22 protein-coding genes are annotated in these 24,196 nt (G+C 68.6%); 14 read left to right on the top strand and 8 right to left on the bottom strand.

Going from position 1 to position 24,196, the window contains the following annotated elements; translation table 11 throughout:
- Window positions 1-20: 20 nt before the first annotated feature.
- The 4 genes from nirD to ilvA are packed head-to-tail and all read left to right on the top strand — an operon-like array spanning window position 21 to window position 3,490.
- Window positions 21-386 (top strand): nitrite reductase small subunit NirD, encoded by a 366-nt coding sequence (nirD, locus tag CRM90_RS14785; protein ID WP_102807696.1) that lies wholly within the window; start codon window positions 21-23, stop codon window positions 384-386.
- Entirely contained in the window at window positions 358-1,503 is a 1,146-nt protein-coding gene (locus CRM90_RS14780) for a uroporphyrinogen-III synthase (RefSeq protein WP_102807695.1), read from the top strand. The genes nirD and CRM90_RS14780 overlap by 29 nt, the downstream gene beginning before the upstream one ends.
- Window positions 1,500-2,213: a sirohydrochlorin chelatase gene (locus CRM90_RS14775; RefSeq protein WP_102807694.1), complete on the top strand. Its 714-nt coding sequence runs from the start codon at window positions 1,500-1,502 to the stop codon at window positions 2,211-2,213. The genes CRM90_RS14780 and CRM90_RS14775 overlap by 4 nt, the downstream gene beginning before the upstream one ends.
- Window positions 2,198-3,490, top strand: coding sequence for a threonine ammonia-lyase IlvA (gene ilvA, locus CRM90_RS14770; protein ID WP_102807693.1), 1,293 nt, complete (start codon window positions 2,198-2,200; stop codon window positions 3,488-3,490). Before CRM90_RS14775 ends, ilvA begins: the two co-directional genes overlap by 16 nt.
- On the opposite strand, the gene treZ is transcribed toward ilvA, so the two are convergent.
- Genes treZ through sucT form a run of 4 tightly spaced genes read right to left on the bottom strand, consistent with a single transcriptional unit; the run spans window position 3,487 to window position 11,885 of the window.
- Entirely contained in the window at window positions 3,487-5,211 is a 1,725-nt protein-coding gene (gene treZ / locus CRM90_RS14765) for a malto-oligosyltrehalose trehalohydrolase (RefSeq protein ID WP_102807692.1), read from the bottom strand. The genes ilvA and treZ overlap by 4 nt on opposite strands.
- Window positions 5,204-7,507: a malto-oligosyltrehalose synthase gene (gene treY / locus CRM90_RS14760; RefSeq protein WP_102807691.1), complete on the bottom strand. Its 2,304-nt coding sequence runs from the start codon at window positions 7,505-7,507 to the stop codon at window positions 5,204-5,206. Before treY ends, treZ begins: the two co-directional genes overlap by 8 nt.
- A gap of 17 nt (window positions 7,508-7,524) precedes the next feature.
- Complete coding sequence (gene glgX / locus CRM90_RS14755) at window positions 7,525-9,669, bottom strand: glycogen debranching protein GlgX (protein WP_102807690.1); 2,145 nt, start codon at window positions 9,667-9,669, stop codon at window positions 7,525-7,527.
- Window positions 9,670-9,710: 41 nt separating this feature from the next.
- Window positions 9,711-11,885, bottom strand: a complete 2,175-nt coding sequence (gene sucT, locus CRM90_RS14750; RefSeq protein WP_102807689.1) for an acetyltransferase SucT — start codon at window positions 11,883-11,885, stop codon at window positions 9,711-9,713.
- Window positions 11,886-12,012: 127 nt separating this feature from the next.
- Between sucT and CRM90_RS14745 the strand changes: the two genes are divergently transcribed.
- The 4 genes from CRM90_RS14745 to CRM90_RS14730 are packed head-to-tail and all read left to right on the top strand — an operon-like array spanning window position 12,013 to window position 15,685.
- A complete protein-coding gene (locus CRM90_RS14745) occupies window positions 12,013-13,305 on the top strand; it encodes an adenosylmethionine--8-amino-7-oxononanoate transaminase (protein WP_102807688.1) in 1,293 nt (430 codons plus the stop codon).
- Between the two features lie 31 nt (window positions 13,306-13,336).
- Entirely contained in the window at window positions 13,337-14,485 is a 1,149-nt protein-coding gene (locus tag CRM90_RS14740; protein ID WP_102807687.1) for an 8-amino-7-oxononanoate synthase, read from the top strand.
- Window positions 14,482-15,159: a dethiobiotin synthase gene (gene bioD, locus CRM90_RS14735; RefSeq protein ID WP_102807686.1), complete on the top strand. Its 678-nt coding sequence runs from the start codon at window positions 14,482-14,484 to the stop codon at window positions 15,157-15,159. Before CRM90_RS14740 ends, bioD begins: the two co-directional genes overlap by 4 nt.
- A 1-nt stretch (window position 15,160) precedes the next feature.
- Window positions 15,161-15,685 carry a 2'-5' RNA ligase family protein gene (locus CRM90_RS14730; protein WP_102807685.1) on the top strand — a complete coding sequence of 175 codons (525 nt, stop codon included), beginning with the start codon at window positions 15,161-15,163 and terminating at the stop codon, window positions 15,683-15,685.
- 39 nt (window positions 15,686-15,724) lie between these two features.
- Here the strand turns inward: CRM90_RS14730 and CRM90_RS14725 are convergent, their stop codons facing one another.
- Window positions 15,725-16,303, bottom strand: coding sequence for a TetR family transcriptional regulator (locus CRM90_RS14725; RefSeq protein ID WP_102807684.1), 579 nt, complete (start codon window positions 16,301-16,303; stop codon window positions 15,725-15,727).
- A gap of 55 nt (window positions 16,304-16,358) precedes the next feature.
- Here CRM90_RS14725 and bioB point away from each other — a divergent pair, with 55 nt between their 5' ends.
- The 3 genes from bioB to CRM90_RS14710 are packed head-to-tail and all read left to right on the top strand — an operon-like array spanning window position 16,359 to window position 18,186.
- The gene (gene bioB, locus CRM90_RS14720) at window positions 16,359-17,366 is read left to right on the top strand and encodes a biotin synthase BioB (protein ID WP_102807683.1); all 1,008 of its coding nucleotides are present in this window, start codon (window positions 16,359-16,361) and stop codon (window positions 17,364-17,366) included.
- Window positions 17,367-17,371: 5 nt separating this feature from the next.
- Window positions 17,372-17,599 (top strand): biotin synthase auxiliary protein BsaP, encoded by a 228-nt coding sequence (bsaP, locus tag CRM90_RS14715; RefSeq protein WP_102807762.1) that lies wholly within the window; start codon window positions 17,372-17,374, stop codon window positions 17,597-17,599.
- Window positions 17,596-18,186: a DUF2567 domain-containing protein gene (locus CRM90_RS14710; protein ID WP_102807682.1), complete on the top strand. Its 591-nt coding sequence runs from the start codon at window positions 17,596-17,598 to the stop codon at window positions 18,184-18,186. The genes bsaP and CRM90_RS14710 overlap by 4 nt, the downstream gene beginning before the upstream one ends.
- 12 nt (window positions 18,187-18,198) lie before the next feature.
- On the opposite strand, the gene CRM90_RS14705 is transcribed toward CRM90_RS14710, so the two are convergent.
- Window positions 18,199-19,533 carry a lipase family protein gene (locus CRM90_RS14705; RefSeq protein WP_102807681.1) on the bottom strand — a complete coding sequence of 445 codons (1,335 nt, stop codon included), beginning with the start codon at window positions 19,531-19,533 and terminating at the stop codon, window positions 18,199-18,201.
- A 43-nt stretch (window positions 19,534-19,576) separates the two neighbouring features.
- Window positions 19,577-20,269, bottom strand: a complete 693-nt coding sequence (locus CRM90_RS14700) for an NUDIX hydrolase (RefSeq protein WP_102807680.1) — start codon at window positions 20,267-20,269, stop codon at window positions 19,577-19,579.
- 48 nt (window positions 20,270-20,317) lie between these two features.
- Between CRM90_RS14700 and nadA the strand changes: the two genes are divergently transcribed.
- From nadA to nadC, 3 genes are read left to right on the top strand one after another with little or no spacing between them, the layout of a single operon-like run.
- Window positions 20,318-21,367, top strand: a complete 1,050-nt coding sequence (nadA, locus tag CRM90_RS14695) for a quinolinate synthase NadA (RefSeq protein WP_102807679.1) — start codon at window positions 20,318-20,320, stop codon at window positions 21,365-21,367.
- Complete coding sequence (locus tag CRM90_RS14690; protein ID WP_102807678.1) at window positions 21,364-22,926, top strand: L-aspartate oxidase; 1,563 nt, start codon at window positions 21,364-21,366, stop codon at window positions 22,924-22,926. Before nadA ends, CRM90_RS14690 begins: the two co-directional genes overlap by 4 nt.
- Complete coding sequence (nadC, locus tag CRM90_RS14685) at window positions 22,923-23,780, top strand: carboxylating nicotinate-nucleotide diphosphorylase (RefSeq protein ID WP_102807677.1); 858 nt, start codon at window positions 22,923-22,925, stop codon at window positions 23,778-23,780. The genes CRM90_RS14690 and nadC overlap by 4 nt, the downstream gene beginning before the upstream one ends.
- Here the strand turns inward: nadC and CRM90_RS14680 are convergent.
- Window positions 23,777-24,190, bottom strand: coding sequence for a nitroreductase family deazaflavin-dependent oxidoreductase (locus CRM90_RS14680; RefSeq protein ID WP_083120525.1), 414 nt, complete (start codon window positions 24,188-24,190; stop codon window positions 23,777-23,779). The two genes, nadC and CRM90_RS14680, sit on opposite strands and share 4 nt — an antisense overlap.
- Window positions 24,191-24,196: the final 6 nt, after the last annotated feature.

Below are 24,196 nucleotides of genomic sequence, written 5' to 3'. Positions count from 1 at the left end.
GGTCTTGGAGGCTTGACACGATGACAGTTCTTGCAGATACCCGCCTGGGGCTCGACCTCGATGTGTGGACGCCCGCCTGCCCGCGTAGCGCGCTGCTGGCCGGGCGCGGCGTCGCGGTGTTGCTGCCCGGCGGTGAGCAGGCGGCATTGTTCTTGCTGGCCGACGGCACGCTGGCCGCGGTCGGCAACATCGACCCGTTCGGCCGTGCCGCGGTCATGTCGCGTGGCCTGGTCGGGGACCGGCGCGGTGAGCCGACGGTGGCCTCACCGCTGCTCAAGCAGGTGTTCTCCCTGGTCGACGGTCGCTGCCTCGACGACGAGTCATACGCACTGCCGGTCTACGACGTCAGGGTGGTCGATGGATTCGTCGAGATCAGAAGTCGCTGACCCGCTGGCCGGTTTCACCGTCGGGGTGACCGCCGCGCGCCGGGCCGAAGAGTTCATCACGCTGCTGGAGCGGCGCGGTGCCGCGGTGGTGCATGCCCCGACGATCCGGATCGTGCCGCTGGTCGACGACGTCGAATTGCACCGGGTGACCGAGCATCTCATCGCCGAACCGCCCGATCTGGTCGTCGTGACCACCGGGATCGGCTTCCGGGGCTGGGTCGAGGCCGCCCACGGCTGGGACGTTCACGACGGTCTGCTCGCCGCACTGGGATCGACGCGCATCCTGGCCCGCGGGCCCAAGGCGCGCGGCGCCGTGCGGCAGGCCGGACTGTGTGAAGAGTGGAGCCCGGAGTCGGAGTCGTCGGTCGAGGTGCTGGAGCGGCTTCTCTCCGAAGGGGTGGACCAGCTGCGGATCGCGGTGCAGTTGCACGGCGCGGCAAGCGAATGGGAGCCCGACACCGACATCTGCGATGCGCTGACCCGGGCCGGCGCCCAGGTGGTGAAGGTGCCGGTGTATCGCTGGGAACAGCCCGACGACACCCGGCGCATCGACCAGCTGATCGGAATGATCGTCAATTCCGACGTCGACGCGGTGAGTTTCACCAGCGCGCCCGCCGTCGCGTCTCTGCTGGAGCGCGCGAAAGCCATTGGCGCACTGGACTGTCTGATCACCGCGCTGCGCAACAACGTCGCGGTGTTCTGTGTCGGTCCGGTGACCGCGACCCCACTGGCCCGGCTGGGTATCGAGCCGCGCTCCCCGCAGCGCTATCGCCTCGGCGCGCTGGCGCGGCTCATCACCGATGAATTGCCATGCCTGGCACAGCAATACAGTGCAGGAGGGCACCGAATCAGCGTGCGTAGCGCCAGCGTCGAGGTGGACGGCCAGCTCAAGGTGCTGCCGCCGGCCGGGATGGCGCTGTTACGGCGGCTGCTGGTGGCACCCGGTCTGGTGGTGTCCCGCGAGGAGTTGCTCGCCGAACTGCCCGGCGGTGGCGGCGACACCCACGCGGTGGAGACCGCGATGGCGCGGCTGCGTTCGGCGCTGGCCGCCCCGCGGGTGGTCCAGACCGTGGTGAAACGCGGCTACCGGCTCGCCGTGGACGTGGAGGCGAGGTGACACCCGAGCTGATCCTGGTCGCCCACGGCACCCGAAGTCCGCAGGGGCTGGCCACCGTCACCGAGATCGCGTCGGCCGTCGCCGAGCACGTGGGCCCGGTGCGTACCGCGTTCGTCGATGTCCTCGGTCCCAATCCCCGCGAGCTGCTGGCCGAGTCGACCAGGCCTGCGATCGTGGTGCCGGCGTTCCTGGCGTCGGGCTACCACGTCAACACCGACCTGCCGGCGCGGATCGCGGAGAGCGGACACGCGTGCGTCACCATCACCGCGGCGCTGGGACCCGACCCGGTGCTGGCCGCGATCATGCGCAGCAGGCTGCTCCAGGTGGGCTGGACACCCGGTGACGCAGTTGTGATGGCGGCCGCGGGGTCCTCCGATCCGGCGGCCCGGCGCGAACTGGTGCGGGCCGCGGCCCTGCTGGGCGAGCTGGTGGGTGAGGTGCACCTCGGATTCGTTGCCACCGGCGCCCCGACGGTCGCCGACCTGGTGGGCCGGATCCGAGCGGCCGGGCGGCGAGTGTTCATCGCCTCCTACCTGCTGGCACCGGGGGTGTTCCACACCCGGCTGGCCGGTTGCGGTGCGCACGGAGTGACCGATCCGCTGGGCGCCCACCCGGAACTCGTGGCGCTGTTGGCCCGCCGGTTCGCGCTCACCCCGATTCCCGCATTCGGCCCTGGTGGTGGCACCATTGATCGGTGTCCGCTGAACTGACTCAGGATTCTCGAAGGACGCCGCTGACCCCCCCTCTCTCAGCGGCAGACATCGATGAGGCCGGTCAGCGAATTTCCGACGTGGTCAGCCAGAGCCCGCTGCAGTACAGCGACCGGCTCTCGCAGGCCACCGGCGCCGAGGTCTACCTCAAACGAGAGGATCTGCAGAGCGTGCGGTCCTACAAGGTCCGCGGTGCCTACAACCTGCTCAAACAGCTTTCCGACGCCGAAATCGCCGCCGGGGTGGTGTGCTCGTCGGCCGGTAATCACGCGCAGGGCTTCGCGTTGGCCTGCCGGTCGATGGGCGTACACGGGCGGGTCTACGTGCCTGCCAAGACCCCGAAGCAGAAGCGCGACCGCATCCGTTATCACGGTGGGGAGTTCATCGACCTGATCGTCGGCGGGGCGACCTACGACATGGCGGCGCAGGCGGCTCTCGACGATGTCGCCCGCACCGGCGCCACCCTGGTCCCGCCGTTCGACGATCTGCGCACGATGGCCGGCCAGGGCACGATCGCCGTGGAGATCCTTGCCCAGCTCGAGACCGAACCGGACCTGGTGGTCGTCCCGATCGGCGGCGGCGGCTGCATCGCGGGAATCACCACCTACCTGGCCGAGCGGACATCCAACACCGCGGTACTCGGCGTCGAACCCGCGGGCGCGGCCTCGATGATCGCGGCCCTGGCCGCCGGCGGCCCGGTTGAACTGGACCACGTCGACCAGTTCGTCGACGGCGCGGCGGTCAAGCAGATCGGTGCGCTGCCGTATCAGGCGCTGGCCGCGGCGGGCGACATGGTGTCGGTGACCACGGTCGACGAGGGTGCGGTCTGCACGGCGATGCTCGACCTGTACCAGAACGAGGGCATCATCGCCGAGCCCGCCGGGGCGCTGTCGGTGGCCGGGCTGCTGGAGGCCGGCGTGCAGCCGGGGTCGACGGTGGTGTGCCTGATCTCCGGCGGCAACAACGACGTATCCCGCTACGGCGAGGTGCTCGAACGGTCGCTGGTGCACCTGGGGCTCAAGCACTACTTCCTGGTCGACTTCCCTCAGGAGCCGGGCGCGCTGCGCCGGTTCCTCGACGAGATCCTCGGACCGAACGACGACATCACCCTGTTCGAGTACGTCAAGCGCAACAACCGCGAAACCGGTGAGGCGCTGGTGGGTATCGAACTCGGCTCGGCCGCCGGGCTGGACGGGCTGCGGGCCCGGATGGATGCCTCCGGCCTGCACGTCGAGCCGCTGGAACCCGGCTCGCCGGCCTACCGGTACCTGACCTAGCCGGAGCGCGTCACCGCCACCGAGTGGCCGGGCAACTCGGTGCTGTGCGCGCCCACCGTGGGCTCACCCCACCCCAACACCATGTCGCCGACGACTGGCACGCTGACCGACTGCTCGCCGAGGTTGCAGGCGATTGCAATGTGCCCGCGCCGCATCACGATCCAGCGTTCGTCCTCGTCGAAATCGACCACCAGATGCTGCAGCCACGCGTCGGCCATGTCGGGGTCGGTGCGGCGCAACGCGATCAGGCCGCGGTAGAAGTCCAGCAGCTCGGCGTGCCTGCCCTCGTCGACCTCGTCCCAGTTCAGCTTCGAACGCAAAAACGTCTGCGGGTCCTGCGGGTCCGGGATGTCGTCGGCGTCCCAGCCGTGGTCGGCGAACTCCGCCTTGCGGCCCTCCGCCGTCGCCTTGGCCAGCTCGGGCTCGGGGTGCGAGCTGAAGAACTGGAACGGGGTCGACGCCGCCCATTCCTCGCCCATGAAAAGCATTGCGGTGTAGGGCGATCCGAGTGCGAGCGCGGCCTTGATGGCGAGCTGGCCGTAGTCGAGGTTCTGTGACGGCCGATCGCCGGTCGCGCGGTTGCCCACCTGATCGTGGGTGCAGGTGTAGGCCGTGAGCCGGGTGGCCGGGATCAGCTTCTTGTCCAGCGGCCTGCCGTGTCTGCGGTGCCGGAACGACGAGTAGGTGCCGGCGTGGAAGTAGCCGTTCTGCAGCGTGCTGGCAAGTGCCGACATGGAGCCGAAATCGGCGTAGTAGCCCTGCCGTTCGCCGGACACCGCGGTGTGGATGGCGTGATGGATGTCGTCGTCCCACTGCGCGGTCAGACCGTATCCGCCGCGATCGCGGGGCGTGATCAGCCGCGGATCGTTGAGGTCGCTCTCGGCGATCAGCGACAGCGGCCGGCCCGCAACGGCTGACAGCGCGTCGGTCTCCGCGGTCATCTCTTCGAGGATGTGGATCGCGGTGTTGTCGACCAGCGCGTGCACCGCGTCGAGCCGCAGGCCGTCGGCGTGGAAGTCGCGCATCCAGCGCAGCGCGCAGTCCAGAATGTAGCGGCGCACCTCGTCGGCGTCGGGTCCGGTCAGGTTGACGCCTTCACCCCATGGGTTACTCACCGACGACAGGTACGGCCCGTACTTGGGCAGGTAGTTGCCGGACGGGCCCAGGTGGTTGAACACCGCGTCGATCAGGACGCCGAGTCCGCGAGCATGCGCGGCGTCGATCAGGCGCACCAAACCGTCTGGGCCGCCGTAGGGTTCGTGCACCGCGTACCACAACACACCGTCGTAGCCCCACCCGTGGTCGCCGCTGAAGGCGTTGACGGGCATCAGCTGGACGAAGTCGACGCCGAGGTCCACCAGATGATCCAGCTTCCCGATGGCGGCGTCGAACGTGCCTTCCGGGGTGAATGTTCCGGTGTGCAGCTCGTAGATCACCGCCCCCTCGATGGAGCGGCCGGCCCACTGCGCATCCGACCACTGCGCGGAGGAGGGGTTCCAGAGTTGGGATCGCTGGTGCACCCCGTCGGGCTGGCGGGCGGAGCGCGGATCCGGCAGCACCGTCGGGTCGTCGTCGAGGACGAAGCCGTAGCGGGCGTCCGGGGCGGCGTCGACGTCGGCGCGCCACCAGCCGCCGTCGTCGACGGTCATGTCATGGAGCTGCCCGTCGACGTCGAGGCGCACCTGCTTGGGCAGCGGTGCCCACACGGCGAATTCAGGCATGAGATCTCTCCAAGAGGACGACGGGCAGCTCGGCGAACAAGTCATCGGCCCGAGTCGGACCGGTCCACCGGTTGCCGGTCAGACGGTCGGTCCACGTGCCGTCCGGTAACGGCAGGGTCGTGTCGCCCCAGCCGTCGTGGTGTAGCCGCACGGTCCAGCGGCTGACGGCGACCAGCACGTCGACGCCGCGCTGGAACGCGACGATGTGAGGTGCGGCCGTACCCTCGGCGAGCACGGGACGGTAGTCACCGGACAGGAACGCCTCGGGATGGTCGCGGCGGGCATGCAATGCCGCTCGTACCACCCGAATCTTGCTGTGCGACAGCCGGTCCAGCTCCACGCGACGCTCCGGATAGTCGACCGGCCTGCGATTGTCCGGGTCGACGAGGCTGTCCTCCCACACCTCGGTGCCCTGATAGACGTCCGGGATGCCGGGGACGGTGAGCGCCAGCAGCTTCTGGCCGAGCGCGTCGCTGTGGGCATGCGGTTCGAGTTGCACCACCACTCCGGTGAGTTCGGTGGCAACCGGGCCGTCCAGGATCGCGTCGACCCAGGCGTGCACCGCGTCCTCGAACTCGGTGTCCGGGTCATTCCACGACGTGTGCCACATGGCTTCCCGGATGGCCTTCTCGGTGTAGGCGTGCAGGCGCTCGCGCAGCTCGTCGGTGACCTGTCCGTCGGCAGGCCATACGCCGAAGATGTTCTGCAACAGGAACAATCCGGTCGCGGCGTCCGGCGCGGGGGTGGTGGTCTGCCAGCTGCCAACGAACTCGGCCCACAGCGACGGCACCTGCGACAGCACGCCGATGCGCGCCCGCACATCCTCGCCGCGCTTGGTGTCATGGGTGGACAGCGTGGTCATCGACTTCGGCCACAGGCGGCCCCGGACCGCGGAGCTGCGATGGAATTCGGCGGCACTGACGCCGAATCGGTGTGGCTCGCCGCCGACCTCGTTCAGCGACACCAGCCGGGCGTCGCGGTAGAAGTAGCAATCCTCCACCGACTTCGCCGTCATCGCGCCGCACAGCTGCTGCAGCCGTGCGCCAGGCTCGCTGGAGTCACTGGCCAGCGCGGCCGACACCAGCTGCAGCGGGACGGCCAGCTCGGGCCGGGCGGCCACCGTGTGTGCGAAGGCGGTGGACAGCACCGCCGACAAGGTGAGGTAATCCGACCGGTACACACCGACTTCGGTCAGCAGCGCCGCCACCGCATCGGGCAACTGCGGATGATCGGCGCCGACGGCCGCCACGATCGCGCGGCGCAGGCGAGCCAGTTCGCTCGACAATGTGTCGGTGGCGGCCCGAATTTTCAACTCGCGCAACATCTCCGGGGCGGCAGCGTAGTCGAAACCTTCCGCATCGACCAGTTCGGTCAGTGCCTCGGCGCCGGTGGGGTCGACGAAGATGCCGCCCACCTCGCGCAGTACGTCATAGCCCGTGGTGCCGTCGATCGGCAGCGTCGGGTCCAGTGCCTCGTCCACGCCGAGGATCTTCTCGATCACGATCCACGCCTGCGGGCCGGTCAGCTCGCGCAACCACCCCAGGTATCCGGTCGGATCGGTCAGGCCGTCGGGATGGTCGATGCGCACCCCGTCGACCAGGCCCTCGCTGAACCAGCGGGCCACTTCGGCGTGCGAGCTGTCGAAGACCTCCCGGTCTTCCTGACGCAGACCCGCCAGTGAGGTGATCGAGAAAAATCGGCGATAGCCGCACACCCCGTTGCGCCACCCGATCAGCTTGTAGTGCTGCTGATCGTGCACCTCGGGGCCCGATCCGTCGCCGGTTCCGGGCGCGATGGGGAACGCGAGGTCGCCGAGTCGCAACAGGTCACCGTCGACCGTCAGATCTGCGACGTCGCTGTCAGATCCCAAGACCGGCAACAGGATTCGCCCCTCCGGGTCGACGGACCAGTCGATGTCGAAGTATGTCGCGTACGGCGACTGCCTGCCGTGCTGCAGAACGTCCCACCACCAGGGGTTGCGCTGCGGCTGATCGACCCCGACGTGATTGGGGACGATGTCGACGACCAGACCGAGGCCGCGCGCCTTGGCCGCCTTGGCAAGGCGCGCCAGGCCGTCGGCGCCACCCAGTTCCTCGGACACCGTGGTCGGATCCGTGACGTCGTAGCCATGGGTGGAACCCGGCGCCGCGGTCAGGATGGGGGAGAGGTAGAGGTGGGAGACGCCGAGATCGTCGAGATAGGAGATGAGTTTCTCGGCGTCGGCGAAGGTGAACGGGTCGCCCGCCGAAGCGCCGCGCAGTTGCAGACGGTAGGTGGACAGCACCGGGTAAGCCATAGCTGAGCCTGTTCCCGCTAGGCAGTCTTTTGAAGCACCAATACCGAGCGAGATGGAACACTTATCGTTTCGCCCGCTTTCACGACAGCATCGGTGGCGCCGGTGGCCTCCGAGGTGTCCAGAACTGCGCTCCACTCCTGCGCGTATTCGCCCTCGGGAACGGTGAACTCGATCGGCTTCTTGTGAGCGTTGAAACACAGCAGGAACGAATCGTCGACCACCCGCTCGCCGCGGGAATTCGGCTCCGGGATCGCATCGCCGTTGAGGAAGACACCCACGAACTTGAAGCCGGAGTTCCAGTCGTCATGGGACATCTCCTGGCCGGCGGTGGTGAGCCAGGCGATGTCGCGCACCTGATCGCCGGTGCGCAGCGGTTCGCCGTCGAAGAACCGGCGCCGCCGAAAGACCGGGTGCGCCTTGCGCAGTGCGGTCGCCCGGGTGGTGAACTCCAGCAGCTCGGCGTTGGTTTCCTTGAACGTCCAGTCCATCCACGACAGCGGTGAGTCCTGGCAGTAGACATTGTTGTTGCCCTGCTGGGTGCGGCCGATCTCATCGCCGTGGGCGATCATCGGGGTGCCCTGCGACAAAATCAGGGTGGCCAGGATGTTGCGCATCTGCTGATGGCGCAGCGCCATGATCGCCGGATCGTCGGTCGGACCCTCCACACCGCAGTTCCACGACCGGTTGTGGCTTTCGCCGTCCCGGTTGTCCTCGCCGTTGGCCTCGTTGTGCTTCTCGTTGTAGGACACCAGGTCGGCGAGGGTGAAGCCGTCGTGACAGGTGACGAAGTTGATGCTCGCGCTGGGCCGCCGGCCGGTCGCCTCATAGAGGTCCGACGAGCCGGTCAGCCGGGAGGCGAACTCGCCAAGGGTCGCCGGCTCGCCGCGCCAGTAGTCGCGGACGGTGTCGCGGTACTTGCCGTTCCACTCGGTCCACAGACCTGGGAAGTTGCCGACCTGATAGCCGCCCTCGCCGACATCCCACGGCTCGGCGATGAGCTTGACCTGGCTGATCACCGGATCCTGTTGCACCAGGTCGAAGAACGCGCTCAATCGGTCGACGTCGTAGAACTCCCGCGCCAGTGTCGAGGCCAGGTCGAAGCGGAATCCGTCGACGTGCATCTCCAGCACCCAGTACCGCAGCGAGTCCATGATCAGCTGCAGCGTGTGCGGATGCCGGGCGTTGAGGCTGTTGCCGGTGCCGGTGAAATCCTTGTAGAACCGTTTGTCGTCGTCGAGCAGCCGGTAGTAGGCGGCATTGTCGATACCGCGGAAGTTGATCGTCGGGCCCAGATGGTTGCCCTCGGCGGTGTGGTTGTAGACCACATCGAGGATCACCTCGATCCCGGCCTCGTGGAACGAGCGGACCATGGTCTTGAATTCGGCCACCGCGCCACCGGCGTGCTGCGTCGACGAGTATTGGTAGTGCGGCGCGAAGAACCCGAAAGTGTTGTAGCCCCAATAGTTTCGCAGTCCCAGGTCCAGCAGACGGTGGTCGTGCATGAACTGGTGCACCGGCATCAACTCGATCGCCGTCACGTTCAGGCTCTTGAGATGGTCGATGACCGCCGGGTGGCCCAGCCCGGCATAGGTGCCGCGAAGCTCGTCGGGGATCCCGGGATGGGTTTGGGTCATCCCCTTGACGTGCGCCTCGTAGATGATCGTCTCGTGGTACGGCGTGCGCGGCGGATGGTCGGAGCCCCACTGGAAGAACGGGTTGATCACCACGCTGGTCATGGTGTGGCCCAACGAGTCGACCATCGGCGGGGTGCCGCCGGACGCCAGGTCCTCGGCGTCGAGGTCATAGGAGTACAGCGCCTGGCCGAATTCGAAGTCGCCGTGGAACGACTTGCCGTACGGGTCGAGGAGAAGCTTGCTGGGATCGCACCGGTGGCCGGCCGCCGGATCCCACGGACCGTGCACCCGGAAGCCGTAGCGCTGTCCCGGAGTGACCGTGGGCAGGTAGGTGTGCCAGACGAATCCGTCGACCTCGTCGAGGTTGATGCGGGTCTCGGTGCCGTCTTTGGCGATCAGGCAGAGTTCGACGGAGTCGGCGACCTCGGAGAACACCGAAAAATTCGTGCCGGCGCCGTCATAGGTGGCTCCGAGCGGGTACGGGGTACCCGGCCACCTGGTGACCAGCGCGGGTTCGCTCGATGCCATCGTTAGACCTTATCGACGTGGCGCGCGTGATGCGCAAGTTGTCACCACCACCGGGTGGCAGCCCCCAGTTGCCTGCCCAGCTCAGGGATCAACGTGCGCATATACGTCGCGGAGATGTGATGAGAATCGTGGTAGATCAGGACATTTCCCTCGACGGCGCGGCACACGTCCGGACGGCACACCGCGTCGCTGAGGTCGAGGATCCGCATCTGCGGGAACTGCGCCAGGAAATCCAGGGTCTGATTGCGGTCGGAGAGCACCTCGGAGCGCTTGATCCCGCATGATTCCGCGTCGCCGCCCTTGGCCAGGCAATCGGTCGGGAAGAACGGTTCGCCGTTACGCACCAGCCACGGGGTGTCACGCATTGCCAGGATCGGAATGTTGTTGTCCGACAAGGTCTTCCAGATCCCGATGTAGGTCGCCGGCATCACGTCGCCGGGTTTGATGTTCCACGGCCGGGTCGATGTGGTGAACACGAAGCTCGGGCGGTCACTGATCAGTTTGGCCATCACCCGTTCGTTCCACTCGTGGCAGTTCGGGTATGGCCGGTTGTCGCCCATGACCAGCGGTTCCTGCTCGGTGGTCAGCGGGCAGCCCATCTTCAGGTACGTGACGATCTTGAAGTGGTGCATCTTGGCCAGCGCGTCCAGGGCGGTGATCCAGTGCTCGGCATGCGATCCGCCCGCCAGCGCGATGGTCCGGGTCGCCGACAGGTCGCCGTAAGTGCAGTTGATGATCCCGACATTGTCGAAGTCACTGATGCAGCCGTCGTTGGTGGATTCGGGGAGGTCGTTCTTGGCCTCGAGCACGGTGGGCCGCATCGGCAGCTTCGGCACCCGGGCGTTTTCGGTCAGGGCCCGCGCTCCCGGGTAACCCGTGGAAGAAAGCGTCACCAGTTCCTTGCCGTGCGAGCGCTGCACGATGACGTGCTCGCGCCACGTGAACGACGTCGCCGTCAGCGCCACCCCGAGGAGCCCCACGGTGGTGCCCAGCGCGATCGTGGGCCGGCGCAGGCGGGTGCGCCACGGAATCGTGGGCTGTGGCGTCACCTGCGCCGCGTCGCCGCGCCGGAACCGCAGCGGCTCCTCGACGAATCGCATGGTGAGGTAGGCCAGCACGCCGGAGATCGCGAGGATGACCGCGCCGTCGACGAAGCCGGCCCGGCTGCCGTCGGTGTAGGCGAGCCAGAAGATCAACAGCGGCCAGTGCCACAGATACAGCGAGTAGGCCATCGCGCCCAGGGTCATCAGCGGGGCGGCCGACAACAGCCGGTTGGGTAGCGGCAGGCGGGCACTGGTCGACGGCCGGGACTGGCGGTTCGCCGCCGCGAGAATCATCAGCACCGTCGCGCCGACCGGCACCAGCGCCCACGGGCCGGGGAACTCGCGGACCCCGTCGATCAACGCACCGCACGACACGATCGCGGCCAGCCCGACTGTGGCCGCCACCGTGCGCAGCCACATCGGCCAGCGGATGTACGGCACCATCGCACCCACCAGGACGCCCAGGAGCAGCTCCCAGGCGCGCGCGAAGCTGTTGTAGTACGCGGCCGTCTGGTCGTTGACGTGTAGCACGACGGCAAAGCTGAATGACGCGACGGTGAGGCCGGCCAGCAAAGCAACGAACATCGGGCGCAATCGCCTGCCCAGTGGGCGCCTCAGCAAATAGGCGAACGCGAAAATAAGGACAAGGAACGACAGGTAGAACTGGCCCTGAACGGACATCGACCAGATGTGCTGCAGCGGGCTGACCGCTTCGCCGGCCCGTAGGTAGTTGGACTCGGTCGCCGAGAGCTCCCAGTTCTGGTAGTACGCCAGGCTGGACAGACTCTGGTCAGCAAAGGTTTCCCAGCGGGTCTGAGGCTGGATGAGGACGGTCAACACGGCGCCCGCGGCAAGCACCACAACCAGTGCAGGCAGCAGCCTGCGGACAAGTCGGCGAATCTCTGGCCAGGGCGACAGCGAAGAGTCGGGATCCAGCGCGGTGCGCAACAGGGACCCGCCGAAGAAAAACCCGGAGAGCACCAGGAAGACGTCCACCCCGCCCGAGACGCGCCCGAACCACACGTGGAACACCGCGACGAGGGCGATCGCCAACCCGCGCAGACCGTCCAGATCGTGACGGTAGAAGCCCGATTTTCGCGAACCCATCGCCGCGCCGGGAGGGGAGTCCGCCGGCGTCACTGCTGACGGGCGGGGCGGGCTGAGGGTGAACATGATCGGGGCTCAATCTACCCAACCCCGGTAGTCTTCTCATCCGCAGCGAAGGGCGCGTCGGAGCTACGGAATCCGTTGAGCAAACGCGCTCGGGGGCTGATGTCGACCTCGGCTAGGCTCACACAGCGTGTCGGCGTTGACCCCCCAGCAGATCAGTGAGATCGACGCCGCGCATATCTGGCACCCGTACAGCACGATCGGCGCCGAGGCGATGGCGCCGGTGGTGGCCACCCGCGCCCAGGGGGCGTGGCTCACCCTGGTTCGCGACGACACCGAGATCAGGGTGCTCGATGCGATGGCGTCCTGGTGGACGGCGGTGCACGGTCACGGCCACCCGGTGCTCGACGCGGCCCTGAGCCGCCAGTTGTCGACGATGAATCACGTCATGTTCGGCGGGTTGACCCACGAGCCCGCCGCGCGTCTCGCGCAGCTGCTGGTCGACATCACACCGGCCGGGCTGGAAACCGTGTTCTTCTCCGACTCCGGCTCGGTGGCCGTGGAGGTCGCAGTCAAGATGGCGCTGCAGTATTGGCGCAGCGCGGGCCGCTTCGGCAAGTCCAAGTTGATGACGTGGCGTGGCGGATATCACGGCGACACCTTCACCCCGATGAGCGTCTGCGACCCGGACGGCGGCATGCATTCGCTGTGGAGCGACGTGCTGTCCCCGCAGGTGTTCGCGCCCCCGGTGCCGGGGGACTACGACCCGGCCTACGTCGCGGCGTTCGCGGAGCAGTTGCTCGAGCATGCCGATTCACTCGCCGCGGTGATCGTCGAGCCGGTCGTGCAGGGCGCGGGCGGGATGCGATTCCACGACCCGCGCTACCTGAGCGACCTGCGCGCGCTGTGCGACCGCGCCGGAGTGCTGCTGATCTTCGACGAGATCGCCACCGGGTTCGGGCGCACCGGGGAGCTGTTCGCCGCCGACCACGCCGGGGTCAGTCCGGACATCATGTGCGTCGGCAAGGCGTTGACCGGCGGTTACGTCACGCTGGCGGCCACCCTGTGCACGCTGGAGATTGCCCGGACGATCAGTGGTAGCGAGGCCGGTGCGTTGATGCACGGGCCCACGTTCATGGCCAATGCGCTGGCATGCGCGGTGTCGGTGGCCGCGGTCGAACTGTTGCTCGCGCAGGACTGGCGCGGCCGGGTGGCCGAGATCGGCGCCGGGCTGGCCGAAGGGCTCGAGCCGGCCCGCGCGCTGTCGTCGGTGGCCGATGTCCGGGTGCTCGGTGCGATCGGAGTGATCGAGACGCGGCAGCCGGTCGACCTGACCGTCGCCACCCCGGTCGCCCTGGACAACGGCGTCTGGCTGCGGCCCTTCCGCAACCTGATCTACGCGATGCCGCCGTTCATCTGCACGCCGGCCGAGGTGGATCAGATCACCTCGGCGATGGTCGCCGTGGCCCGTGCTCTAACCTGAACGGTGTTCAAGTAGCGTCGGAGGAGTGCCTGTGACCCGCGTCGGTCTGTCCCCACTGGCCTGGCTCGACACCGTCGAGCAGCAGCGCCGGAACGCCGGCCTGCGTCGATCGCTGCGCACCCGGCCCGCGGTGGCCACCGAACTGGACCTGGCCTCCAACGATTATCTGGGCCTGTCCCAGCATCCCGCCGTCATCGACGGTGGGGTCGCTGCGTTGCGCACCTGGGGTGCGGGCTCGACCGGCTCGCGGCTGGTCACCGGAAACACCGAACTGCACGAAGAATTCGAGAGGGCGCTGGCCGATTTCGCCGGCGCCGAGGCCGCGCTGGTGTTCTCCTCGGGCTACACCGCCAACATCGGCGCCACCGTGGCGCTGTCCGGCCCCGGTTCGCTGATCGTGTCCGACGCGCTGTCGCACGCCTCGCTGGTCGACGCCTGCCGGCTGTCGCGGGCGCGGGTCGTCGTCGCGCCGCACCTTGATGTCGACGCGGTCGCGGCCGCGCTGGCCGGGCGCGACGAGGAGCGGGCGCTGGTCATCACCGAATCGGTGTTCAGCACCGACGGCGGGCTGGCGCCGCTGCGCAGGCTGCACGAGGTCTGCCGCAAGCACGCGGCGCTGCTGCTGGTCGACGAGGCCCATGGTCTCGGGGTCCGCGGCACCGGCGGGCGGGGCCTGATCCACGAGGCCGGATTGGCCGGGGCGCCCGACGTGATCATGACGACCACGATGTCGAAGTCGCTGGGCAGCCAGGGCGGCGCGGTGCTCGGCCCCGCCGCGGTGCGCGACCACCTCATCGACGCCGCGCGCACGATGATCTTCGACACCGGGCTGGCTCCGGCGCCGGTCGGCGCCGCACTGGCCGCGCTCACCGTGCTGACCGCCGAACCGCAGCGGGCCACGGCGGTGATCGACCGTGCCCGGGAGTTGGCCGAGATGTGCGACGTCCCCGACAATCCCGAATCTGCCGTCGTATCAGTCATTCTCGGCGACCCGGAGATCGCGGTGGCCGCGGCGAGCGCATGCCTGGAGGCCGGGGTGCGGGTCGGTTGTTTCCGGCCGCCGACGGTTCCTGCCGGCACCTCGCGGCTGCGACTGACCGCGCGGGCATCGTTGACCGACGATGAGATGGACACCGCGCGCGACGTCTTGACCTCGGTATTGGCGGCGCACCCCCGATGAGCGTGCTGGTCGTCACCGGCACCGGGACCGGGGTGGGAAAAACCGTTGTGACCGCGGCACTGGCCTGCCACGCGCGGGTGGCCGAGCAGGATGTCGCGGTGTGCAAGCCGGTGCAGACCGGCACCGCCGACGGCGACGACGACCTCGCGGAAGTCGGCAGGCTGGCCGGCGTCACCGAACTGATCGGGGTCGCCCGGTATCCGGATCCGCTGGCGCCGGTGGCAGCGGCCGACAGCGCCGGCCTGCCGCTGCCCAGCACCGGCGAGCTGCTGAGCGTCATCCGCGACGTCGACAGGGCCGGGCGACTGACGCTGGTCGAGGGGGCCGGTGGCCTGCTGGTGGAACTGACGGCCGACGGCGCGACGCTGCGCGATCTCGCGGTCGAACTCGCCGCGCCGGTGCTCGTCGTCGTCGAACCGGGTCTGGGTACGCTGAACCACACCTCCTTGACGTTGGAAGGGCTTGGCGCCAAGGGTCTTTCGTGTGCCGGTCTGGTGATCGGCGCCTGGCCCGCCCAGCCCGGCCCGGCGGAGAAATCCAACCGTGAGGCGTTGGCCAAACTGGCTCCGGTCCGCGCGGCGCTGCCGGCGGGGGTGGCCGCGGTGTCGCCGACTGACTTCGCGCTGTTCAGCGCTCGGGCGTTCGACCCGGACTGGGTCGCCGGCCTGATCTGAGATGGCGCACTCGATCGAACTGCTCCTCGACCAGCGTGCCGACAACGCGGTGCGGCACACGTGGCAGGCGCTGGCCGATGCCGGTCTGCCCAGCCAACTGCGGGTCACCTCCGACACCAACCGCCCGCACATCACGCTGATCGCCGCCGAGCAGATCTCACCCGACGTCGACGAGCGGCTGGCCGCACTGGCGGACCGGTTACCGCTTCGTGCGGTCCTGGGCGCGCCGCTGATCTTCGGCGTCGGGCGGATGACGCTGGCGCGGTTGGTGGTTCCCTCCGCAGGACTGCTGGCTCTGCACGAACACATCTACGACGTGTGCCTGCCGTCGCTGACCAATGTCTTCGCACACAGCGTGCCGGGCCGGTGGACGCCGCACGTCACGTTGGGGCGCCGGTTCGCCCCGGCTCAGGCCGGCGACGCCCTCGGATTGGTCGACGGGATCACCACCGACATCCGGGCCGGCATTGTGGGGCTACGACGTTGGGACAGTGATACGCGGACCGATCGCGTGCTGATCAGTTAACCTGCGCGGCAACGCTTCTAGGCGGCTGCTCGACTGTGTTCACACCGGCAGGCTGCGCCGCGCCGCGATGCCGTCGACCAGCAGCTGCACCCCGAAGCCGAACCGGCGGCTGGCGTCGGCGCCGAGCACGGATTGTTCGTCGGGGAGGTCGGCACCGGCGGCGTCCCATTGCAGACGGGACTGCTCGTCAGCGGTGAAGCCCAGCACGTAGTAGAGGACAGTGCGGCCGGCGGTCCCGGCGTGCCCGGCATCGACGCCCGCGGAGATCGCCGCGTCGGCCAGCCAGTCCAGGATCTGCGTCATCGCCTCCGACTGGCCTGCGGCGAAACTGGCGGACACCAACTCGGCGCCGTCGGTGTGGGACAACAGGGCGTCGCGCAACTGAGCGCAGATCGCCTCGACGCGGACGCGCCAGTCCGCAGACACATCGTGGACACTTCGCAGGATTCGGTCAGCGACCGCGCCGAGTAGTTGCTGCTTGTTGGCGAAATGCCAGTACAGCGCGCCGGGGGAGACCGCGAGCTCGCGGGCCAGCCGCCGCATGGACAGGTCGGCCATGCCGTAGTTGTCCAGCAGTGTCGTCGCCGCGTCGACCACGTCGCGTTTGTGGAGCTGCACACGGGTAGCCTAGCCTGAACACTGTTCAAGTTGGCGAACGCAGGAGGACGAGCCGGTGACGCAGGCAGCGACGGACGTATTGGCACTGGCGCGCGAGCAGGTGCTCGAGCGCGGCGAGGGGCTGTCCCGCGATCAGGTGCTCGAGGTCTTGCAGCTGTCCGACGATCACCTCGAAGAACTCCTGGCCCTCGCCCACGAGGTCCGGATGAAGTGGTGCGGCCCCGAGGTCGAGGTCGAGGGCATCATCAGCCTGAAAACCGGTGGCTGCCCGGAGGATTGCCACTTCTGTTCGCAGTCCGGCCTGTTCGCCTCGCCGGTGCGCAGCGCCTGGCTGGACATCCCGAGCCTGGTCGAGGCCGCCAAGCAGACCGCGAAGTCCGGCGCCACCGAGTTCTGCATCGTGGCCGCCGTGCGCGGACCCGACGAGCGGCTGCTGGCCCAGGTGGCCGCCGGAATCGAAGCGATTCGCGACGAGGTCGACATTCAGATCGCCTGCTCGCTGGGGATGCTCACCCAGGAGCAGGTGGACCGCCTCAAGGAGATGGGCGTCCACCGCTACAACCACAACCTCGAGACCGCGCAGTCCTACTTCCCGAACGTCGTCACCACCCACTCGTGGGAGGAGCGGTGGGGAACGCTGGAGATGGTGCGCGAGGCCGGCATGGAGGTGTGCTGCGGCGGCATCCTCGGTATGGGGGAGACGCTCGAGCAGCGCGCCGAGTTCGCCGCGAACCTGGCCGAACTCGATCCGCACGAGGTGCCGCTGAACTTCCTGAACCCGCGGCCGGGCACCCCGTTCGGTGATCTGGAGGTGTTGCCGGCGTCCGAGGCCCTCAAGGCCGTCGCCGCGTTCCGCCTGGCACTGCCGCGCACGATGCTCCGGTTCGCCGGTGGCCGGGAGATCACGCTCGGCGACCTCGGCGCCAAACAGGGCATCCTCGGTGGCATCAACGCCGTGATCGTCGGAAACTACCTGACGACGCTGGGTCGCCCGGCTGAGGCCGATCTCGAGCTGCTCGAGGATCTGCAGATGCCGATCAAGGCTCTGAACGCCAGCCTGTAGTGGCGATGGTCGGACAGCTGCCCGCTCCGGTGAGTGCCGGGGTCTACAACGTCTACACCGGTGAGCCCGCCGGCAGCGTGGTGCCCACCGCCGCACAGCTCGGACTCGAGCCGCCTCGCTTCTGCGCGGAGTGCGGACGCCGGATGGTGGTCCAGGTTCGCCCGGACGGCTGGTGGGCCAAGTGCTCGCGCCACGGGCGCGTCGACTCCCACGATCTGGAGGACCAGCGGTGAATCCCGAATCACAACAACGCTTTTCGCGGCGCCGCGCGGCAATCGTGGTGGTCGTCGGATTGACCGTGACGGGTGCGGTGATCGGCGCCGTGTGGTCGGTCCTGGCGCCCTCTGCGCACGGCGTGGTGGCGCTGACCCGATCCGGTCAGCGGGTGCAGACCTACCTCGGCAGCGAATCCGACCACCTGTTCGTGGCGGCGGCACTGCTCATCGGGTTGCTGACGTCGATGGCGATCGTCGCGGCGGTACTGGTGTGGCAGTGGCGCGCCCATCGCGGGCCGCTGCTGGCGACCGCGCTGTGGGTCGGTTCGATAGCCGCGGCCGCAGCGGCCGCGGGCGTCGGCGCGCTGCTGGTGCGCTGGCATTACGGGCCGGTCCCGTTCGACACGGCTCCGGTCACCCCGGAGAACCGGATCTTCTACTACTCCGAGGCGCCGCCGGTGTTCTTCGCGCACGGGCCGTTGCAGATCGCGACGACGCTACTGTTCCCGGCTGCGATTGCGGCGCTGACATATGCCTTGATGGCGGTGGCCACACCGCGTGACGATCTCGGGGCCGTGCCGCCGATGGACCGCGCCGCCGCTTAGAGCTGGGCCCCTCTAGAGCGGGCGCAGTGGCACCCGGCCGCCGGACACCACGCGCGCGACGATCCCGCCGAGGCGCAACATTCCCGCGTAGGTCATGGGATTGAGCAGCGTCGGCCACTTCGTGCGCACGATGTGCTCGTCGATCGGGCGCTGGGCGAACCGGTCGGTCAGCCAGCGCAGAGTCATCGGCGCCGACATCGGATGCAGCAGCATGTGCTCGCTGAACATGTCGCGGTGGTAGGTCACCCGCGCCCCGCCGGCTGAGTAGGTGTGCACCAGGTCGTCGATGTCGTCGACGTCGATTACCGAGTCGTGGACGGCCTGCACGATCAGCACCGGAAGGTCGGGAACCGCCTTGCCGAGCTTGATGTTGTCGAAGACGTACTGAACTTCCGGCGTCGCCAGGATCTCTTCCAGCGGCGGGTGGACCAGGTCGTCGAAGTCGGTGCGGAACAACCGGATGACGGCCTCCGCGGTTGTCATGTTCTCGAGCCGACGTAGCAGGGCCAGCCCGTCCTCGGTGGCGTTCTGTTCGATCACCCGGTTCAGATCGGGATAGGTCTTGGCCAGCGCGGCCACCACGAGCGCGGGAAGTGCGGCGAGGTAGGAGCCGTTGAGCCGGCGGAACGTGTGGCCCAGGTCGCCGACCGGCGAACCCAGGACGGCGCCGACGATGTTCAGTTCGGGGGCGTAGTCCTCGTGCACCTCGGCCGCCCACGCGGTGGCGAGCCCGCCGCCGGAGTAGCCCCACAACCCGATCTGGCTGTCCGCGGCGAGACCGAACGCCTCAAACCCGAGTGCTGCGCGCACCCCGTCCAGGACGGCGTAGCCGGGTTCGTAGGGGGCGCCCCAGATGCCGGCCGGGCCCTCGTGGTCGGGGACCGAAACCACCCAGCCCTCGGCGAGGGCGGCCGCGACGAGCAGGTACTCGAGCTGGGGCAGCGAGCCGACGGCTTTGGCGTGTCTGCGCATCGCGTAGGAGGGGAAGCAGCGCGAGGCCACCGCGTCGATGGCGCACTGATACGAGACGACGTTGCGGACCTGGTCGGGGGTGTGGCCGGTCGGGATGAGCACCGTGGTGACGGTGGCCTGCGGTAGCCCGTTGTGGTCGGTGCTGCGGTACAGCAGCTGGGTGGCCCGCACCCGCTGCGGGATCAGTCCCAGAAAACCCAGTTGGACGTCGCGGGAGCGCAGCACCGTGCCGGGCTCGGCATGTTCGAAACCGGCGGGCGGCTCGTAGAACGGATCCTCGTCCGGGAGCAGCGGATGCGCGCCGCGCTCGAGCTCCTCGTGCGGGGCGCGGCCGATCCATTCGGGGCTCGGCGCCCCGGTGCTCACCGGATGCATTCCACCCTTTCTACCTTAAGAAGGGTCTAAGAAGCCAGCCGACTCACCCGGGTGGCCGCAACGCGGCAAACTCGTCGGTCACCCTCAAGTGCGAGTCGGTGAAGCGGTACAGCGCCGCCGGGCGGCCGCCGCTGCGGCCCGGATGGGCGGTCGTCCCGGTCGGCGTGATGACGCCGCGGCGCGCCAGCACCCGTTGCAAATTGGTGGCGTCGACCTGGTATCCGAGGGCGGCGCCGTAGATGTCACGTAACGTCGAGAGTGCGAATTCCCGTGGCGTCAAGGCGAATCCGATATTGGTATAGGACAACTTCGCGACCAGCCTGGTGCGGGCGTACTCCACCATCGGGGCGTGATCGAACGCCATTTCCGGTAGGGCGCTGACCGGATGCCAGCGGGTGTCCGGCGGCAGTTCCGGGGTGGCGACCGAGGGCACCAGTCCGAGGAATGTCGAGGCGATCGTGCGAACACCGGGCACGCGGCCCGGGTCGGAGAAGACCGCGAGCTGTTCCAGGTGGGCGATCTCGCGGACGTCGACCTTCTCGGCCAGCTGGCGGCGCACCGAACTGGTCAGGTCTTCGTCGGCGCGCAGCCTGCCGCCGGGCAGTGACCACTTGCCCCGCTCGGGATCCAGGCCGCGCTGCCATAACAGCACGTTAAGGGCCGGTGTACGGGACTCGACGTCGCCAACCTGGAATACGACGGCGAGTACTTCGTGTTCGGTGCTAGTATGGGGCACGTTTTCGATTATAAGTCGAAAACCTCGGAAGCAAGACAGGAGGCGGAAATGACCGTCTTGGATCGTGCCGGCGCCGTGGGGACCGGCCTTGTCGCTCGCATCACCGACGGACCCGGTGGTTACACCGGCGTGAACGGCGACGAGGAATGGGCCGCCGAGATTCGCCGGCTGGCCACCCTGCGGAACGCGACCATCCTGGCGCACAACTACCAGCTGCCGGCCATTCAGGACGTCGCCGATCATGTCGGTGACTCGCTGGCGCTGTCCCGGATCGCCGCCGAGGCCGCCGAAGAGACGATCGTGTTCTGCGGCGTGCACTTCATGGCCGAGACCGCCAAGATCCTCAGCCCCGAGAAAACGGTGCTGATCCCGGACCAGCGCGCAGGTTGCTCGCTGGCCGACTCGATCACCGCCGAGGAGTTGCAGGCCTGGAAGGACGAGCACCCCGGTGCGGTCGTCGTCTCCTACGTCAACACCACCGCCGCCGTGAAGGCGCTCACCGACATCTGCTGCACCTCGTCCAACGCCGTCGAGGTGGTGGCGTCCATCCCGGCCGACCGCGAGGTGCTGTTCTGCCCTGACCAGTTCCTCGGGGCCCACGTCCGCCGGATGACCGGCCGGACCAACCTGCACGTCTGGGCAGGCGAGTGCCACGTGCACGCGGGTATCAACGGCGACGAACTGGCCGACCAGGCTCGTAGCCACCCGGACGCGGAGCTGTTCGTCCATCCTGAATGCGGTTGTGCCACATCGGCGTTGTATCTGGCCGGTGAAGGCGCCTTCCCGTCGGACCGGGTCAAGATCCTGTCCACCGGCGGCATGCTGGACGCCGCGAAGGCCTCTCATGCCAAGCAGGTGCTGGTCGCCACCGAGGTCGGGATGCTGCACCAACTGCGCCGCGCCGCACCGGGAATCGATTTCCAGGCCGTCAACGACCGGGCGTCGTGCAAGTACATGAAGATGATCACCCCGGCCGCGTTGCTGCGCTGCCTGGTGGACGGCGCCGACGAGGTCGACGTCGATCTCGAGACCGCCCGGCTGGCCCGCGCGAGCGTGCAGCGGATGATCGAGATCGGTCAGCCCGGCGGCGGCGAATGACGCGCTCGTTCGCCTGCGGCGCCAGCACCGCGGGCGTGGACTGGCAGCAGCGCGCCGACGTCGTGGTGATCGGCACCGGGGTGGCCGGTCTGGCCGCGGCCCTGGCCGCACACCGAAAAGGCGGCCGCACAGTCATTCTGAGCAAGGCACCTGATACCGCGACGTTTTACGCCCAGGGCGGGATCGCGGTGGTGCTGCCGCACACCGACGACTCGGTGCAAGCGCACGTGCGCGACACCCTGGCGGCGGGTGCCGGGTTGTGCGACCCGGAGGCGGTCCGGTCGATCGTCGCCGACGGATACCGTGCGGTGGCCGATCTGGTCGATGACGGCGCCCGGTTCGACGAGAGCGCGCCCGGGCAGTGGGCGCTGACCCGTGAGGGCGGCCACTCCCGCAGGCGCATCATCCACGCCGGGGGTGACGCCACCGGTGCCGAAGTGCAGCGTGCACTCGACCATGCCGCCGCCACCCTGGACATCCGGCGCAATCATGTTGCGCTGCAGATCCTCAGCGATGGCACGGCGGTCAGCGGGGTGCTGGTCCGCAACGCCGACGGGCTCGGTATCGTGCACGCCCCGTCGGTCATCCTCGCCACCGGTGGACTGGGCCACCTGTATCGGGCGACCACCAACCCGGAAGGCTCCACCGGCGACGGCATCGCCCTGGCGCTGTGGGCCGGTGTCGGGGTCACCGACATCGAATTCGTCCAGTTCCACCCGACCATGCTGTTCGACCGCAACGCCGCCGGACGCCGTCCGCTGATCACCGAGGCGCTGCGCGGCGAGGGCGCGGTGCTGCGCGACGCCCGCGGCGAGTCGATGACCGCACACCACCCCATGGGTGATCTCGCCCCGCGCGACGTCGTCGCCGCGGCAATCGAGGCCCGACTGCGCGAAACCGGCGACGAGTGCGTGTACCTCGACGCGCGCTCCATCGACCAGTTCGCGCAACGCTTCCCGACGGTCACCGCCGCCTGCCGTGCGGCGGGCATCGACCCCACCCGGCAGCTGATCCCGGTCGTGCCGGGCGCGCATTACAGCTGCGGCGGGGTGACCACCGACGTGTCCGGCCGGACCGAGCTGCCCGGCCTGTTCGCCGCCGGCGAGGTGGCCCGAACCGGCATGCACGGCGCCAACCGGCTGGCCTCCAACAGCCTGCTCGAAGGCCTGGTGGTCGGCGGCCGCGCCGGGCGGGCCGCCGTCGAGCACGCCCGTGACTCGGGTGCGCCGGTGGCCAAAGCCGAAGAGCAGCAACGCGATGCGCTCGACCGCACCCAACTACAAGCCGCCATGACCCAGTGGGCTTCCGTAGTAAGGGACGCTACCGGCCTGCATCAACTCACCGAGATCTTGGCCGAGGCGACACCAGTGCGGATGACCACCCGCACCGCCACCGAGGACGTCGCGCTCACCACCACCGCACGCGCGGTAGCCGCAGCGGCGTTGGCGCGCACCGAATCTCGTGGATGCCACCACCGCGGCGATCACCCGGACACCGATCCGGCGCAAGCGTTCAGCCGCACCCTGCACGGCGAAAACGCGGCGGCCTGCCTGCGATGACACTCACCGACGACGAGCTTGCGCAAGCTCGCATCACGATTCGTCGCGGCCTGGACGAGGACCTGCGCTACGGTCCCGACATCACGACGCTGGCCACCGTGCCCGAGGACGCGACCACGTTGGCGTCGCTGGTATCGCGCGAACCCGGCGTCGCCGCCGGAATCGACGTCGCACTACTCGTTCTCGACGAGGTGCTCGGCCAAGACGGCTACCAGGTCGTCGATCGGGTGGACGACGGCACCCGGCTGGACGCCGGCACCGCCCTGCTCCAGCTGAAGGGCCCGACCCGAGGTCTGCTGACCGCCGAGCGGACCCTGCTCAATCTCGTCTGCCACCTGTCGGGCATCGCCACCGCCACCGCGGCATGGGTCGACGCCGTCGACGGCACCAAAGCCAAGATCCGCGACACCCGCAAGACCCTCCCGGGGCTGCGGGCACTGCAGAAGTACGCGGTGCGGGTGGGCGGCGGTGTCAACCACCGGATGGGCTTGGGCGACGCCGCGCTGATCAAGGACAACCACGTCGCGGCGGCCGGTTCGGTGGTCGCCGCACTGCGGGCGGTGCGTGCCGCCTCGCCGGATCTGCCGTGCGAGGTCGAGGTGGACACCCTCGAGCAACTCGACGAGGTGCTCGCCGAGGATGTGCAGCTCATTCTGCTGGACAACTTCCCGGTGTGGCAGACCCAGATCGCGGTACAGCGGCGCGATGCCAACGCCCCCGGCGTGCTGCTGGAATCCTCGGGCGGACTCAGCCTGGAGTCCGCCGCCGACTATGCCGGGACCGGGGTCGACTTCCTCGCCGTCGGGGCGTTGACCCACTCGGTACGGGTCCTCGACGTCGGTCTGGACCTCTAGGCGATATCGGCGACGAACGCGCCGACGCCGCGCTTGACGCCGCGACGGGCAACCCCGGGAAGCGACGGATCGTCGGTGCCCGCGGGCACCACCCGCGGGTTGACCAGATGCAGGGTCTTGCGGCCGTGCCGGATGTCGGCCTCGCCGGCGGCCAGGATGTTCTTGACCCAGTTGGTCTTGCCGTGGCCGAGCATCACGGCCAGGGTGTCACCCTTGCGGAAGGCCGAGACCACGGTCTCGTACTGCTTGCCCGAGGTGCGGCCCCGATGCGAGATGACCGACATGCCCGGCATGAACTTGGCCAGCGGCTTCACTGCCGGATTGAAGTACTTGATCTGGAAGTTCTCGAACCAGACCGGGAACTTCATCGGCACGCCGGGCGCGTTGTTCGGGTGATCCTTGGTCGACATGGCGCT

It is taken from the genome of Mycobacterium sp. ENV421 (assembly GCF_002887815.1).
Taxonomy (GTDB): domain Bacteria; phylum Actinomycetota; class Actinomycetes; order Mycobacteriales; family Mycobacteriaceae; genus Mycobacterium.
Note: the sequence above shows the minus strand (reverse complement) of the source record. Positions and strands in the feature narration are given on the sequence as shown.